The organism is Jongsikchunia kroppenstedtii DSM 45133 (assembly GCF_000380485.1).
In the GTDB taxonomy this organism is placed as follows: Bacteria; Actinomycetota; Actinomycetes; order Mycobacteriales; family Mycobacteriaceae; genus Jongsikchunia; species Jongsikchunia kroppenstedtii.
In genome coordinates this window covers 1-14,743 of record NZ_AQYG01000041.1, presented here as the reverse complement: position 1 = coordinate 14,743, position 14,743 = coordinate 1, and the positions used below count along the sequence as shown (strand labels likewise).

12 protein-coding genes are annotated in these 14,743 nt (G+C 66.7%); 3 read left to right on the top strand and 9 right to left on the bottom strand.

What is annotated here, in order from left to right:
* From G341_RS0105515 to G341_RS0105500, 4 genes are all read right to left on the bottom strand, one after another.
* Complete coding sequence (locus G341_RS0105515) at positions 1 to 864, bottom strand: SDR family NAD(P)-dependent oxidoreductase (RefSeq protein ID WP_018178114.1); 864 nt, start codon at positions 862 to 864, stop codon at positions 1 to 3.
* A 40-nt stretch (positions 865 to 904) separates the two neighbouring features.
* Entirely contained in the window at positions 905 to 1,357 is a 453-nt protein-coding gene (locus tag G341_RS0105510; RefSeq protein ID WP_051092665.1) for a nuclear transport factor 2 family protein, read from the bottom strand.
* A 235-nt stretch (positions 1,358 to 1,592) separates the two neighbouring features.
* A complete protein-coding gene (locus tag G341_RS0105505) occupies positions 1,593 to 2,846 on the bottom strand; it encodes a pyridoxal phosphate-dependent aminotransferase (RefSeq protein WP_026303281.1) in 1,254 nt (417 codons plus the stop codon).
* Positions 2,847 to 3,108: 262 nt separating this feature from the next.
* Positions 3,109 to 6,360: a (Fe-S)-binding protein gene (locus G341_RS0105500; protein WP_018178111.1), complete on the bottom strand. Its 3,252-nt coding sequence runs from the start codon at positions 6,358 to 6,360 to the stop codon at positions 3,109 to 3,111.
* Between the two features lie 158 nt (positions 6,361 to 6,518).
* Here G341_RS0105500 and G341_RS0105495 point away from each other — a divergent pair, with 158 nt between their 5' ends.
* Positions 6,519 to 7,100: a SanA/YdcF family protein gene (locus tag G341_RS0105495; protein WP_018178110.1), complete on the top strand. Its 582-nt coding sequence runs from the start codon at positions 6,519 to 6,521 to the stop codon at positions 7,098 to 7,100.
* A gap of 91 nt (positions 7,101 to 7,191) precedes the next feature.
* Here G341_RS0105495 and G341_RS0105490 read toward each other — a convergent pair whose 3' ends face one another.
* The 3 genes from G341_RS0105490 to G341_RS0105480 all read right to left on the bottom strand — a co-directional run bounded on the left by G341_RS0105490 (position 7,192) and on the right by G341_RS0105480 (position 11,936).
* Positions 7,192 to 9,303 carry an ArnT family glycosyltransferase gene (locus G341_RS0105490; RefSeq protein WP_018178109.1) on the bottom strand — a complete coding sequence of 704 codons (2,112 nt, stop codon included), beginning with the start codon at positions 9,301 to 9,303 and terminating at the stop codon, positions 7,192 to 7,194.
* Positions 9,304 to 9,487: 184 nt separating this feature from the next.
* The gene (locus tag G341_RS0105485) at positions 9,488 to 10,660 is read right to left on the bottom strand and encodes an arylsulfotransferase family protein (protein WP_018178108.1); all 1,173 of its coding nucleotides are present in this window, start codon (positions 10,658 to 10,660) and stop codon (positions 9,488 to 9,490) included.
* Positions 10,661 to 10,685: 25 nt separating this feature from the next.
* Positions 10,686 to 11,936 carry an acyltransferase gene (locus G341_RS0105480; protein WP_018178107.1) on the bottom strand — a complete coding sequence of 417 codons (1,251 nt, stop codon included), beginning with the start codon at positions 11,934 to 11,936 and terminating at the stop codon, positions 10,686 to 10,688.
* A 138-nt stretch (positions 11,937 to 12,074) separates the two neighbouring features.
* Between G341_RS0105480 and G341_RS0105475 the strand changes: the two genes are divergently transcribed.
* Both G341_RS0105475 and G341_RS22935 read left to right on the top strand, forming a co-directional pair.
* Entirely contained in the window at positions 12,075 to 12,488 is a 414-nt protein-coding gene (locus G341_RS0105475; RefSeq protein ID WP_018178106.1) for a hypothetical protein, read from the top strand.
* A 485-nt stretch (positions 12,489 to 12,973) separates the two neighbouring features.
* Positions 12,974 to 13,414 carry a hypothetical protein gene (locus tag G341_RS22935; RefSeq protein WP_155826797.1) on the top strand — a complete coding sequence of 147 codons (441 nt, stop codon included), beginning with the start codon at positions 12,974 to 12,976 and terminating at the stop codon, positions 13,412 to 13,414.
* 411 nt (positions 13,415 to 13,825) lie between these two features.
* Here the strand turns inward: G341_RS22935 and G341_RS21120 are convergent, their stop codons facing one another.
* Together G341_RS21120 and G341_RS0105455 are read right to left on the bottom strand one after the other, a co-directional pair.
* Positions 13,826 to 14,476 carry a signal peptidase I gene (locus G341_RS21120; protein ID WP_018178103.1) on the bottom strand — a complete coding sequence of 217 codons (651 nt, stop codon included), beginning with the start codon at positions 14,474 to 14,476 and terminating at the stop codon, positions 13,826 to 13,828.
* A 2-nt stretch (positions 14,477 to 14,478) separates the two neighbouring features.
* Positions 14,479 to 14,743: IS5/IS1182 family transposase (locus G341_RS0105455; protein WP_018178102.1), on the bottom strand; the 265-nt coding region annotated here is incomplete at its 5' end.

Sequence of the window (14,743 nt, the reverse complement as noted above, 5' to 3'; positions counted from 1 at the left end):
CTATCCCAGCTGCGGGTAGCGGCCGAGGACCGACGGCCCGAACACGGCGCCGCCGCCGAACTGGGTCCGGTGCGAATCGGGTTGCGTCCCATCGACATCGGTGATGCCGTACTCGAGCGCCGCCTCCGCGGTGATGATGGTGTCGCCGCTGCGTGCCGTCACGTTCGGGTCCTCGGCGACGGCCTTGATGACCCGGCCGACGAATTCGGGCGACTCGGCCCGAGTGATCGAGAAGCCCTCGAACTCGTCGACGCCGAAGGACATCAGCAGCTCGGTCTTCACCAGGCCGAGCCAGAAGGACACGGCGGTGACGCCGGTGCCGTCCAGCTCGACCGCCATATCGGCGGCCATCTTGTCCAGGCCGGCCTTCGACATACCGTAGAGCACCGAATGCAGCTTGCCGCGAGTACCGAACGAGCTGATGTTCCCGATCACGCCGGAGCCGCGGGGCACCATCAGCTTGGCCGCCTCTACCGAGGCGACGTAATGTGCGCGCAGACCGACGCCGATGAGCGAATCCCAGTCGGAGACCGGACGATTCCAGAACGGTGTGGCGAATCCGGCGTAGCCGTCGTCGGGCCCGGTCCAGGCGTTGTTGACCAGCAGGTCGAGCTGCCCGTCCTGCTCCTGTGCGATCTTGGCGAACAGTCCGGCGATCTGCTCATCGTCGCGGTGATCGACCTGTACCGCAATGCCTTTGCCGCCGCGGTCGTCGACGACCTGGGCTGTCGACCCCAAGGGGGAGTCGGCGTCGATCGGGCCGCGGCCGGTGACGTACACCGTCCAGCCGCCGGCGCCCAATGCGGTGGCGACACCCTTACCGACACCGCGGCTCGCCCCGGTGACTACTGCGACCTTGCTCATCTGCGTTCTCCTTCAGTGGTTTTCGGACGGCGCAGCCGTGCTACTCGGCGGTGACGACGGTGTCCGCGGTGACCGGACGGGTGATCGACCAGTACGGCCGGAAATGGCACTTGGACATCTTCCATTCGCCGTCCTCGATGACATACTCGTCGTCGTACTCGCCGGTCGAGACGGTTTCGGTGTTGTCGATGAGATTGACCTGGCGGAAGCGCAGGGTCCAGGCGCCGGTGGCGGTCGTCTCCGAGGTGATGGTGATGTCGGGGAGCACGCCGTGATGCATGTCGAGGATCACCGGCTTGCCGTCGACCTGCTGCAGCGCAATGGATTCGAAGACCTTCGCGATGCCGTCGGCGTCGTCGAACCGGCCCAGCGCGCCGAAATCGATGGAGGCGCCCTTTGCGATGAAGCAATCTCGAAAACCCTGCGGGTTCTTGGCATCACACGCACGCCAATAACGATGCTTGAGGGCCTTGATGGCCTCGACGGTTTCCATGCGCGCCACGCGCTGGCGCAGCTGCTCGAGTTCGGCGGTGGTGTCCTGAGTCACACAGGTGACGCTATTGGGTGCCCATAAGCAGGTCTACGCCGGGTTCCTCTCAACGGAACGAGCTGCTGGTGAGACGGCGTGACTCGCAGCGCCAGGGCGGTGGGCCGCGTCGACTCGAGGGTCGTACGGAGTCGTCTGGACCTGGCCCGGCGTGATCTCAGCCCGATGCGCTCATGGCCGGCTACTGCTTGTAGCTGGCGAGGAAGTTTCCGAGACGTTCGATGGCGTCCACCAGGTCGCGCGACCACGGCAGGGTGACGATGCGGAAGTGGTCGGGCTTGCTCCAGTTGAAGCCGGTGCCCTGCACGACGAGGATCTTCTCGCGCAGCAGGAGATCCTGCACCATCAGCTCGTCGTCGTGAATGTTGTGTGTTTCCAGGTCGATTCGCGGGAACGCGTACAGCGCGCCCATCGGCTTCACGCACGAGATGCCGGGGATCTCATTGAGCTTCTCCCAGGTGACATTGCGTTGCTCCAGCAGGCGCCCACCAGGCTTCACCAGATCATCGATGCTCTGGTAGCCGCCCAGTGCGACCTGAATCGCGTGCTGCGCAGGCACATTCGAGCAGAGGCGGGTGGAGGCGAGGGTCTCCAGGCCCTCGATGAAGCCGCGGGCATGATCCTTGGGTCCGGTGATCGCGACCCAGCCGGCGCGATAACCGCACACCCGGTACGCCTTGGAGAGGCCGTTGAACGTCAGGCACAGCAGGTCCGGCGCCAGCGAGGCGACCGAGGTGTGCACCGCGTCGTCGTAGAGGATCTTGTCGTAGATCTCGTCGGCGAGCAGCAGCAGCGAGTGCTTGCGGGCCAGATCGACCAACTGCCGCAACACCTCCGGCGAGTAGACCGCACCGGTCGGGTTGTTCGGGTTGATCACCAGCAGCGCCTTGGTGCGGTCGGTGATCTTCGACTCGATGTCTGCGATATCGGGATTCCAGTCGTTGGCCTCGTCGCAGACGTAGTGCACGGCCTTGCCGCCGGACAGTGCGGTCATCGCCGTCCACAGCGGATAGTCCGGCGCCGGGATGAGGACCTCGTCGCCGTCGTCCAGCAGCGCCTGCATCGTCATCGTGATCAGCTCGGACACGCCGTTGCCCAGGATCACGTCATCGACGTCGAAGTAGGGGAAGTCGGGGACCATCTCGTACCGGGTCACGATCGCGCGCCGCGCCGACAGCACGCCCTTGGACTCGGAGTAGCCCTGCGAATACGGCAGCGCGTGGATCATGTCGCGCATGATCACGTCGGGCGCCTCGAAACCGAACAGCGCCGGGTTGCCGATGTTGAGCTTGAGGATGCGGTGGCCGTCGGCCTCGAGTCGGGCGGCGTGGGCGTGCACGGGTCCACGGATCTCGTAGCACACGTTGCGCAGTTTGGTGGACTGCTCAAGCGGCTTGAGGTTGGTGTTCGGCTGCATCACGTGTGGTCGGCTCACGCGTTCATCGTGCCAGGTGGGGGCAAGTGAATAACAATCACCGTCGGATCGGGGCGGCGTGATTATCTGTGGCTGTGGCGCCGCCATGCGACAAATATTGTCCCTAAGCGCCCCACAGCAACAGAAAATGCGGCCCTCTTGCTCGGGTGAGCAGGAGGGCCGCATTTCAGTGCGTGATCAGTGCGATCCGGGCCGCTTCTTGCCGGCCGCGATGCCGAAGCCCTTCGCCTTGGTCGGCTCGGCCTCGGTGGTGACCGCGGCATCAGCCCTTCGCCTTGGTCGGCTCGGCCTCGGTGGTGACCGCGGCATCCGAGGCGGAGGAGTCCGAGCCAGTGGAGTCCGAGGCTGGGGCGTCCGGTTCCGGGGCCTCCGACGCCGGGGTCTCCGATTCCGCCGCTGCGGGTGCCGATTCCGTCGGCGCAGCTGCGGCAGCCTCGGCCGATTCGGCCGGAGCCGCCTCGGGCTCGGGTTCGGGCTCGGCCGGTGCCGGAGTGGCCGCCGGTGCCGAAGCTGCCGGGGCAGCCGCCCGCGGGGCACCCGGACGCTTCGCGCCGCCGCCCATCGCGAGCCCCTTCACCGGTGCTGCCGGTGCTGCGGGAGCCGCTTCCGCTTCGGCCGGAGCTTCGGCAGCCGGCGCCTCGACCTCGGCGGCCGGCGCCGGGGTCGACTCCGCTGCCGGGGCCGCCGGGGCGGCTGCTGCCGCGCCCGGCTTCTTGGCGCCGCCGCCCATGGCGAGACCGCCGCCGGGCTTCTTGGCGCCGCCGCCCATCGCCAATCCCTTGGCGGGGGCCGCCGGAGCCGCCGGTGTCTCGGTCGCGGGTGCCTCCGCTTCCGGTGCGCTGTCGGCCGCGGGAGCTGCCGCTCCCGGCTTCTTGGCGCCGCCGCCCATGGACAGGCCGCCGCCGGGCTTCTTGGCGCCGCCACCCGTCGAGAGGCCGCCTCCGGCCTTGGGTGCGCCACCCGGTGCGGGTGCCCCGCCCGGCTTCGGCGCTCCGCCGCCAGGCTTGGGTGCGCCGCCGGGCTTGGGTGCCCCGCCGCCCATCTTGAGGCCGCCGCCGCCCGGCTTCGGCGCTCCCCCGCCGGGCTTCTTGGCCGCGCCGCCCATGCCGAGGCCGACCTTCGGCTTCGCCTCGGTCGGTGCGGCGGGTGCAGCCGCAGCTGCCGCCGGGGCAGCAGTCGCGGCCGGAGCCTCTTCCTTCGTCGCCGCGGCGGCCCCTGCGCCGGCAGCGGCCGAGGTGATGGCGCCCAGGAACCGGCCGCTGCGCTTGATCTCGGGGGCCCCCCGCTTGACCGACTCGAGCAGCATCTGCGCGACGTCGACGACCTCGATCTTGTCTTCCTGCTCGGTGCCGCTGGTCCGGGCGGTGGCGCCGTCGGTCAGCATCACGCGGCAGAACGGGCAACCGGTCGCGATCTTCTTGGTCGCCCCGTCGTTCTCGGGGGTGCCGTCGAGCGTGCCGAGCGCCTCGTCGACCCGATCGATGTTGATGCGCTTGCCGATGGTCTCTTCCATCCACATCCGCGCACCGCCGGCGCCGCAGCACATGGAGCGTTCGCCGTGCCGGGGCATTTCGGTCAGGACGCCGCCCGACGCGGCCATCAGCTCACGCGGCGCGTTGTAGACCTTGTTGTGCCGGCCGAGGTAGCACGGGTCGTGGTAGGTGACCGAATCACCCAGCGACGCAACCGGAATCAGCCGCTTGTCGCGGACCAGCCGGTTCAGCAGCTGGGTGTGGTGGACCACCTCGTACTGTCCGCCGACCTGCGGGTACTCGTTGCCGAGAGCATTGAAGCAGTGCGCACAGGTGACGACGATCTTCTTGCGCTGATTGGGCGCGGTGTCGAACACCTCGTTGAGCATCTCGATGTTCTGCTGCGCCAGCATCTGGAACAGGAACTCGTTGCCCGCGCGGCGCGCCGAGTCGCCGGTACAGGTCTCGCCCTCGCCGAGGACCAGGAAGTCGACCGCGGCGATGTCGAGGAGCTCCGCGACGGCCTTGGTGGTCTTCTTCGCGCGATCCTCGTAGGCGCCGGCACAGCCGACCCAGAAGAGGTACTCGAAGCCTTCGAAGGTGTCGGTGTCCTTGCCGAACACCGGGATCTCCAGGTCGACCTCGTCGATCCAGTTGGTCCGCGCCGCCGAGGCCTGGCCCCACGGGTTGCCCTTGTTCTCCAGGTTCTTGAACAGGCCGGCGAGCTCGGTCGGGAAGTCCGACTCGATCAGCACCTGGTAGCGGCGCATGTCGATGATGTGGTCGACGTGCTCGATATCGACCGGGCACTGCTCGACGCAGGCGCCGCAGGTGGTGCAGCTCCACAGGGTCTCGGTGTCGATGACCGCACCGTCGAGGCCGCCGGTGGCCGCACCCACGATCGAGCGCTCGGCCTCGGCGCGAGCTGCCTCGGGGATCGCATCGAGCTTGTCGGACAGGACGTTTCCGTCCTTGTCGACCAGGCCGATCTCGTCGCCGCCCATGTCCTTCTTGCCGCCGGCCAGCAGGTACGGCGCCTTGCCGTAGGCGTGATCGCGCAGCGACATGATGAGCAGCTTGGGGGACAACGGCTTTCCGGTGTTCCACGCCGGACACTGGCTCTGGCAGCGGCCGCACTCGGTACAGGTGGTGAAGTCGAGGATGCCCTTCCAGGTGAAGTCCTCGATCTTGCCGGCGCCGAAGGCGTCGACGTCCGGATCGGCGGTCTCCATCTCGAGGACCTTGCCGCCCGACATCATCGGCTTGGCCGCGCCGAGCGCGACGCCGCCGTCGTCCTCACGCTTGAAGTAGATGTTGAAGAACGCCGCGAAGCGGTGCCAGGCCACGCCCCAGGTGATGTACTTGCCGACCACGGCGAGCCAGATCATGCCGCTCATCAGCTTCACGATCGCGGCGCCGGTGACCCAGTACTCGGACGATCCGTCGAACAGCTCCGCGAAGTAGTGGGTAAAGAACGACGTCCACACGGGCGGGTCTTCGAGTCCGCCGGAGATCTTGAAGGTCTTCACGAAGACCATGCCCAGGCCCTCGAGCAGCACCACGGCCTCGACGAAATACGCTGCGCCGAAAACGGATCCGCCGAACCGTGACAGCCGCTCGGGAACGCGCGGGTGATTGAGCTGGCGGATGATCATCAGCACCGTGATGCCGATGACCGTGCCGAGGCCGAGGACCTCGTCGGCGAAGATGTAGATGTTCCACGCGCCGATGACCGGCCAGTGGAACTCGGGATCGAAGATCTGGCCGTACGCCTCGAACCAGAACAGGAATCCGATCAGGAAGCCGAACATCACCAGCCAGTGCGCCCAGCCGACCGTGCGGAACTTGACCATTCGCGTGTGCGCGACGAACTCGACCAGCATCGTCTTCAGTCGCGGGAACAGCGGCCACCAGCGATCGGGTGCCGGCTGGCCCTTCATGACCACGCGGACGATGCGGCTGACGCCACTCAGGAATGATGCCCAGCACAGCAGGCTGATGGCGGCAGCTATGGCGCCAATGGTGATCGTCGTGGCATTCACGGCGAACCGGCCTTTCTCCTCGGCTTATCCGACCGCGGGGCAACGGTCAGACTCGTTCCCCATAAAGGTAAAGCCAAGCCTGGACGAAAATCTGCATAGGTTGCCCTAAGAAACCCGCCTGAGCGTTCGATATGTGATCAATGCGCCACGATGTACCCATGCGCGATCGGCCTGTTGTTCTGGTGATCGGTGGCGCCTGGGCCGCATTGGTGTTAACCGTCACACTCGGGGCGACCGTCGCCTACACCGCATCGGTCGGCCGGATCCATGACGGTGCGCGCAGTTCGACGCTGCTGGTGCTCGGGTCGAAGGTGTCCGACGGTGCGCCCGGCAACTACGTGCGCGGGCGGCTCGACACCGCGCTGCGGCTGTACGCCGATGGCGGCGTCCACCGAATCGTGGTCTCGGGCAACGGCCGGCCGTCGGCGGGGGACGAGCCGGCGGTGATGCGCGACTATCTGCGCGAACGCGGGGTGCCCGACGGGCTGATCGCCGTCGATGAGACCGGCTATGACACGTCCGACAGCTGTCACAACCTGCGGTCGGCGGGTGTGCGGGCCGCGACGATCGTCACCCAGGATTTCCATCTGCCTCGGGCGATCGCGCTGTGCCGGCATGCGGGCATCGCCGCGACGGGGGTCGAGGCCGGATGTCCCTGCGCGGCCTGGACTGTCGGCCGCAACTATCTGCGGGAGATGCTGCTGTCGCGGCCGAAGATGCTCGTCAGCCTGCTCGGGTAGCGCGGACGGCAAACCCCGCACCGGGCGACGGATCCGACACCCGAAACGGGTCGCGGATGTCGCGCGGTGCGGGGTTCACCGTGACGGCGACTCAGTGGAGCGGCGCCTGCAGGTCGTAGACGGTCACCCCGCCGATCGTCTGCGAGTGGAAGTTCGCGTCGACCCACTGCTGGATCTGCGCGGTGACGCCGTTCGAACCGCGGCCGAATCCGAATCCGCCGGGCTGCTGCCCCGACTGCGGTTGCCCCGACTGCTGCTGGTCTGCGCCACCCGGACGTTCCCGATGGTGTGTGGTGCCACCGGTTGTCGGCGCGCCGGTGCTCGGTCCCGCCTGCGTGCCGGCGGTGACGGACATGTTCGGCTGCAGGTAGTAGCGGACGTCGTGGTCCTTCACGTACTGCTGGAACTGCGCCAGGCTCGGGGCCGGATCGTCCATGAATCCGCCGATGGCCATCACCGGTACGCGGTAGGCGAGCTCGTATCCGGCGGCCGAGGAGGAACGGCTGGTGGCCGCGGGCCAGCGGTATCCGTTCGCGCTCTTCAGCAGCGCCGACAGCTGCGGATCCGCCTGCGTGGCGCCGCCGAAGCCGAATCCGCCACCGCCGTGGTGATTCGTGCCGCCGCCCATGAAACCGCCGGCGCGGCTCACCGGGTTGGCCGACGGATTGCCGCCGGTCTGCTTGGTGCCCACCGCATTCGCCGCGTACACGGCCGGCGCGGCAAGGGCGGCGATCAGTGCTGCGGCGATCACGCCCAGGCCGACCACGCGGGTCAGCCGGGCCGGCAGCGCGAGGGAGCCGATGATGGCAGCGGCCGCAATGATGGTGAGCGCCAACACGACCCACGACAGCCAGCCGTTCCACTGTGGTGCGCGGTCGGCGACCACGAAGCCCCAGATACCGGCGGCGACCACCATCGCCGCGAGGAATCCCCGGCCGATCAATCGCCCGCGCTCGGCCCAGGCGGCGGCCACGCCGACGCCCACGGTGCCGGCGATCGCCGGGGCGATGGCCAACGTGTAGTAGGGGTGGATCATGCCCTGCATGTAGCTCAGGACGATGCCGTCGACCAGCATCCAGCAGAAGAAGAGGATGCCGCCGGCGCGGATCGCGTCGGTGCGCGGCATGCCCCAGCGCAGCACGATGACGGCGACGAAGGCGACGATCGCCGCCGGGATGAGCCACGAGATCTCCACGGCGAACTCGCCTTTGAAGAGGCGGAACAAGCCGGCGCTGGCGCCGCCCATCCCGCCGCCGTGGAACGCGTGCGTGATCTGGTCGTGGCTATAGGTGTGGCCGTTGATCGTGATGTTCTCCGGCAGTCGGCCCGGGTTGAACCCGCCATGCCCGCCGGACCTGCCCTGGATTCGGTCCAGGCCGTTGTAGCCCAACACCAGGTTCATGAAGTTGTTGTCGGTCGAGCCGGCCAGGTACGGGCGGGAATCCTTGGGCCACAACAGGGTCAGGACCACGTACCAGCCGGATGCGGCGATCATCGCGAGGCCGGCATAGAGCAGATGCAGGATGCGCTTGTGCCACACCACCACCGGCGCCGCGATCAGGTAGACCAGCGCCAGGGCCGGCAGGCTCATCAGGCCCTCGAGCATCTTCGCCAGGAACGCGAATCCCATTGCCGCGCCAGCCAGTGCCAGCCATTTCGCCGATCCGGCGAGCGTGGCCCGGACCGTGCAGTAGGCGGCCGCGGTCATCAGCAGCACCATGACGGCATCGGGGTTGTTGAATCGGAACATCAGCGCGGCCACCGGAGTGAGCGCGAGCGCCAGACCGGCGAGCAGCGAGGCGCCTCGATTGTTCGTCAGCCGGTGCACGGCCGAATACAGCAACCAGACCGACAGCACGCCCATGATCGCCTCGGGGATCAGCATGCTGGCGCTGGAGAAGCCGAAGATCTGGCCGGACAGGCCCATCACCCACTGCGATACCGGGGGCTTGTCGACGGTGATGAAGTTCGACGGGTCCACCGACCCGAACAGCAGGGCCTTCCAGTTCTCCGAGCCGGCCCAGGCGGCGCCGGCGTAGAAGCTGTTGCCCATCTCGTTGCGGGTGATGTCCCAGAGATAGAAGACCGCGGTTCCGATGAGCAGTAGCGCCAGCGGAATGTGCTGACGCCAGTTGTGTCGGAGGTCGGTGGCCCGGTCGCGGATCGTGGTGCCGACAGCAGCGGTCGGCGCGAGGGTCGTCATGGGCACCACTGTCGGGGTATTTGCTGGGCGGGCGCCCGTACGTGGCTGTGAACTTCCTGGCAGCCTGCTGTCTGGTTCAGGCGAGTTGTCTGGGATGCCCGCTCAAGCCGTGGGGATAGCGCGGCGCCGTTGACGCTATGTCCATGGCATGCCGCTATCCCCACGGTTTGAGCAGCGCGAGCGCTCACGGCCAGGTGTCGAGGAACGCGCGGTAACTGCCGAGCGGCAGCGAGGCGTCGTAGACCAACCGGCCGGCGCGATCGAACTCCGAAATGTGCGGCGCCATGCCCCAGCCGACGAATTCATCGCCGTTCGGCAGGGTCTGCACATTGCCCATCGCGAACGAGACCAGCCCGGCCGGATGGGTGAAGTTGTGCACCAGGGTCGCGTGGTGGTGGGCGGCGTCGATGTGAATCGCCTCGGCGCTGGAGAGTCCGCGCGTATCGGCGCCGCTCGAGTTGTCGTTGAAGAGTGTGATCTCGTTCGGGCCGACGAATTCGGCGTCGTGCTGGAAGGCGAATTCGACGCCCGCATCGGCTCGCAGCGTCGGATGCTTGCCCCCGAGCTGCCAGTTGATCACTCCGGTGCTCGGATTCACGTCGTAGACCGCGGATGTGTTGCGCATCGAGATGATCAGGTTGCCGGCCGGGTCGAGCGCGATCGAGTTCATATGGAACGGGTCGAAAGCCGCGTCCCCCGGTGTCTTCGCCGACTCGGTATCAGTGATCGGCACGTGTTGCCTTGCGTCCCAACGAGAGATGACCCGGCCGCTGGCCACGTCGACGACCGAGGCGATGCAGTCGTACATCGTGCCGTTCGCCGGTCCGCCGATACTCCGCAGATCCGCTGTCACCGGCCGGTAGGACGTGATGAGGGCGCGGCCGCCGGAGACCAGACGGAACTCGTGGACGTCAGACGTCAAGCCGTCGCCCGGGGTGAGCGTCCTGATGATCCGGCGACCGTCGGAGATGACGTCCTCCCCGGTGCCGTGACCGCCGACCGACGTCCCCTGCCACCAGGTGAGCACCTTGCGACCCTGATAGGTCTGCGTCCGAAAGTTGCTGACGCCCTGGCCGTTCGGCGGTGTATACCGCCAGATCGCCTGTCCCGTCTTGGTGGCGATGACGTTCGACGGCTGTGCCGCGGGCAGCGGGATGTTGGGCAGCACGGCCGCGGCGCTCATGCCGGTCGTGTAGAAGACATCTCCGGGTGCGCCGGTCGGACTGTTGACGTTCACCGTGTACGACAGCGCGCCCACCGGCAGGGTCGGCAGCATCGGCGAGGCGACCGCCGCGGCGGCACCGAGCGTGGCCACGACAGCCGAGACGGCAATGGATATCGGTATGACGCGCTTCATGAGCGTCGACGGTACGCCGGTGTGTTCAGGCAGTTGCTGGCGCAGTCACCTTGCGCTGCAATGGAATTCGGGACCTTCCCGTCAAAAGGTAGGAACCGGGCAGCCGGCGCAGGACCTCGACGGCGACCAGGGTCAGGCCGATGGTCAGCAGGTACACGACGACGGTGGTCCAGCCGCCGAGGTGCGCCTTCAGCCAGCCCTGCTTGTGCAGGTCGAGGGCGTTGAATTGCACCAGGAACTGCAGGATCAGCACGTGCACCAGGAAGACGCCGAACGAACGGTTGGCGCCGTAGGCGTACGCGCGCGCCGCGAACGATCCGGGCACTCGGCGATCGGACCACCAGAGTCCCAACGAGTACAGCGCGACGATGGTGAGCGCGATGAACGGGAACAGCGTCAGCTGAAACGGTGAACTGGCCAGCGACACCGGATCGCCATTGGTGGTGCGCCGCAGATAGAGCACCAGCTCCACGCCACCAGCGACCAGCCAGGACATCGCGATCCACGCGCCGCGACCGCGCAGCCATTCTTCGATGGCCTCCCGATGCACCGCCGCCAGCGCTCCCGCGACGATGAAGAACTGGTATGGCAGGAAGGTCGCGTAGGCGTGCCACGAGTATTCGGCCAGCCAGGCGGGCTGATGCCAGTCCATCATCGCCACCAGGGTCAGCACCTGCAGCAGCGCGCTGCCGGCCAGCACCCACAGATGGTTGCCGACGGTCCGGCGGACCAGCCAGATCAGCGCCGGAAACAGCAGGTACGCCTGCATGGTGACGAACAGGAAGTACATCTGGAAGCCGGACATTCCCCAGGACGCCCGCTCGACGAACTCGCCCAGGTTGGCCGGGAAGCCGCCGTGCCGGCTCGGGTGCAGCAGGATGTCCATCCGGCCCTCGCTCCAGAGCGAGTAGATCCAGTAGACGAATGACCACACCAGATAGGGCACCAGCACCGGTTTGAGGCGGCGCGGCCAGAACTGGTGCGCCTTGAAGTCGGTCCGGTGGAAGTACTGGAACATCAGCACGAACCCGGTCAACGCGAAGAAGGCGTTGCGGGTGAAATGCAGGAACAGGGTGATCGCGCCCGCGCCCGCCGAGGTGTCCAGCGTGGTCGTCGACAGCGCATGCGCCAGGATCACGCACGAGAAGGTGATCACGCGAACCAGGTCGAGCTGATACATGTGGGCTCGCGCGGCGGGCCGAACGGCCGGGTGATCGCTGGTCTGCGGGGCGCTGATCCCGGCGCCGGCAGGCGTCGGGTTACCGGTGATGGTCATCGGCTAGCGCACACTCTTACGTCGGGGACAACGGACAGGCCCGCGGTGGTTCCAAGGCCCAAGGGTTCCGAACACGGTATCAGCTGTGCCCTTACCGTCAGCTGTGCAAACGCCCCCGGGCCGCTGTGCAGTCCGGGAGTGTTTCCTCAGTTCGCCGAAGTCGCCGAAGTCGACGAGGTCGTGCTGCTCGTGGTCGTCGTTGACGGTGCAGTCGTGGTGGCGGTGGTCTTCGGTGCCGTCGTCGTGGTTGTCGGTGCCGACGCGGCCGGCGGGGTCGTCGTCGGTGCGGTCGTGGCGGTCGGCGTGGTCGTGGTGCTCGGCGAGGTGGACGACTGCGACGTGGACGGCTCCGAGGTGGTGGTCGACGGAGCCGTGGTCGATGGGTTTGTCGATCCGGTCGTGGAGGGCGGTGCGACCATCCGCTGGGCGGCGAAGCCCGACACCTGCGCCGGCGAGCCCGGGGTCCACGACGCTTGCTGCTGCCAGGAGGTGACGTTCTCCTGGATGTATGCGGATCCTGTGCAGTATGTATCCCACACGGTGGCGCTGTAGATCGTGTAGCTGGAGTACCCGGTCGACTTCTCGCCAGTTGTGGTGTTTACCGAGTAGATCCGCATTCGATAGCTCTTGCCGGTGCTGCCCACATTGATTCCGCCATAGCTGGTACCCGTGACAGACGCGGTCGATTGGGGGCTGCCGGCGTTGTCGAGGTATCGCTCGACCGAGTACTTCACCCCCGAGCCAGCGCTGGTCCACGACAGGTTTGCACTGCGGAATCCGGCGGTTCCGCTATTCGAACAAGTAACGCCGGAGGTGACCGGGACCGGGTAATAGTTCTGCGTCGCGATCTGGGACGCATTGGCCGTGCCGGTGTCTTGCGTCGCGGCCTGTGTCCCAACGGCATTCGCAATGCTGAAACCAACTGCCACTACTCCGCCCAGCGCCAGAACGGCCCGCTTGGACGTACGGGATTGCATAGTCGCTGTGCGATTGAACATGTCAGAACTCACCTATCCGGGTCGGCGTCGCCCTAGTTCGTGGGTGTTGTGGTGGTCGCCGGGGCGGTCGTCGTGGCCGGGGCGGTCGGCGTGCTGGCCGCTGCACCGCTGCTCGGCATCGTTTCCGGCGGTGTGGTTGTGGTGATCGTCGGGCTGGACGTAGGTACCGTCGGCGCGGTTGGGCTGTTCGTAGCCGTGGACGTTGCATCTGTTGTCGGGGTGGGTGAGGTTGTGGTTGTCGGCGCCGACGTGGTCGTGCTTGTTGGTGCCGGCGTGGCAGTGCTCGTCACGGGTGACCGCAGCAACCGTGACTGGTTGGTGCCCGCGCCCTGGACAAGCGAGTCGCCTGCACATGTGGCCGAATCCTGCCCGGGACTCCAGGATGTTTGCTGTTGCCAACAGGTGACGTTCTCTTGCGGGAATGACGATGAGCAGTTCGTGCCGAAGATCGTTGGGTTATACGTGGACCAGCTGATATAGCCAGTCGATTTTTCGTTGGTTGTCGTGTTGATCGAATAGATCCGCACGCGATCGTTGGTTGCTGTGCCGCCCCCCGTACCGCCGTACCAGCCGTTGTACGAATTGCTGGTCTGAACTCCCGACCAAATAAGGGAGCTGTTGTTCCGCCATTCCTCGACGGAGTACTTCACTCCTGGCATTGCCGTCCACGACAGGTTGACCTTCGAGCCGCTCTTGGAGCAGCTCATCGATGTTGAAACGGGTACAGGATAGAAGTTCTGCGTCGCGATCTGTGAGGCTTTCGCGGTGGCGACGTCTTGCGTCGCGGCCTGTGTCCCAACGGTATTGGCGGCACCGGTGCCGATCGCGACGACTCCGCCGATGGCAACGAGCACGCGCTTGGACGGCCGCATACGCAAGAGTTTGGGAAGGTTAGGCACGCTGGGGCTCCTCGACTGGGTCGGCTGCGTCTTCGGTGACGACGTTGGCATTCACCGGACTGGTGGCGAACGCTGGCTGAATGTCATTGTCGGACTGAGTGATTTGGTTGTCGGAGGGCTTATCGCCGGGGCGGCGCATCGGGCCGAACGCGAGCATCAGCAGCGCACCGGCGAGCAGGCCGCCGAGGAAGATCGCGATGCCGCTGGACAGCCACGCGACCAGGTAGCCGAGGAAGCCGACGTGCGCGAAGACGCGGTCGACCTTGGTCACCGGGTAGGGGAGCAGGTCCGGCTGCGCGTTCGCGTCGCCCTTCAGGGTCAGCAGCGTCTGGCCGTCGATGTGCTGAATCCGGAAGACGCGGTGGGTGATTCGCGTGCCCTGCGGATTCATCACGCTGACGACGTCGCCCACCTTGACCTTGTCGGCCGAGACGCTCTGCGCCAGTGCCAGCGAACCGGTCGTGATCGCCGGCGACATGGAGCCGGAACGGAAGACCAGCGGCTTGACGCCGAACATCAACGACAGCACGGTGGCGACGATGCAGATGGTGCCCGCGATCGCGCCCACGTTCAGGGCGAGTTCGCGCCGTGAGCGGCGCCGCTTGTCCGGGTGCACCTGCGTGTCCTGCTCTTCGATGGTCATGGCTAGGGCGTGTCTCCTAATAGGCGTGTCCAGCGGAGGCATGCCTGTAGGACCACGGCGGCTCGGTAGGTGATGGCGAGTTTGTCGTAGCGGGTGGCCAGGGCGCGCCACTGCTTGGTGTCGTTGAAGGAACGCTCAATAACGTTGCGGCCCTTGTAAAGGACTGCATCGAAAGCAGGAGGCCGCCCACCGGTGGAGCCTTTGCGTTTGCGGGCGTCGGTCTCGGTGCTCTTCTGCGGGATAACGGTCTTGATGCCGCGGCCAGCG

Coding starts and splice junctions, on each gene's coding strand:
- G341_RS0105485 (WP_018178108.1), bottom strand. CDS start 10,660: ATGAAGCGCGTCATACCGATATCCATTGCCGTCTCGGCTGTCGTGGCC.
- G341_RS0105510 (WP_051092665.1), bottom strand. CDS start 1,357: ATGGAAACCGTCGAGGCCATCAAGGCCCTCAAGCATCGTTATTGGCGT.
- G341_RS0105515 (WP_018178114.1), bottom strand. CDS start 864: ATGAGCAAGGTCGCAGTAGTCACCGGGGCGAGCCGCGGTGTCGGTAAG.
- G341_RS21120 (WP_018178103.1), bottom strand. CDS start 14,476: ATGACCATCGAAGAGCAGGACACGCAGGTGCACCCGGACAAGCGGCGC.
- G341_RS0105480 (WP_018178107.1), bottom strand. CDS start 11,936: ATGACCATCACCGGTAACCCGACGCCTGCCGGCGCCGGGATCAGCGCC.
- G341_RS0105495 (WP_018178110.1), top strand. CDS start 6,519: ATGCGCGATCGGCCTGTTGTTCTGGTGATCGGTGGCGCCTGGGCCGCA.
- G341_RS0105490 (WP_018178109.1), bottom strand. CDS start 9,303: ATGACGACCCTCGCGCCGACCGCTGCTGTCGGCACCACGATCCGCGAC.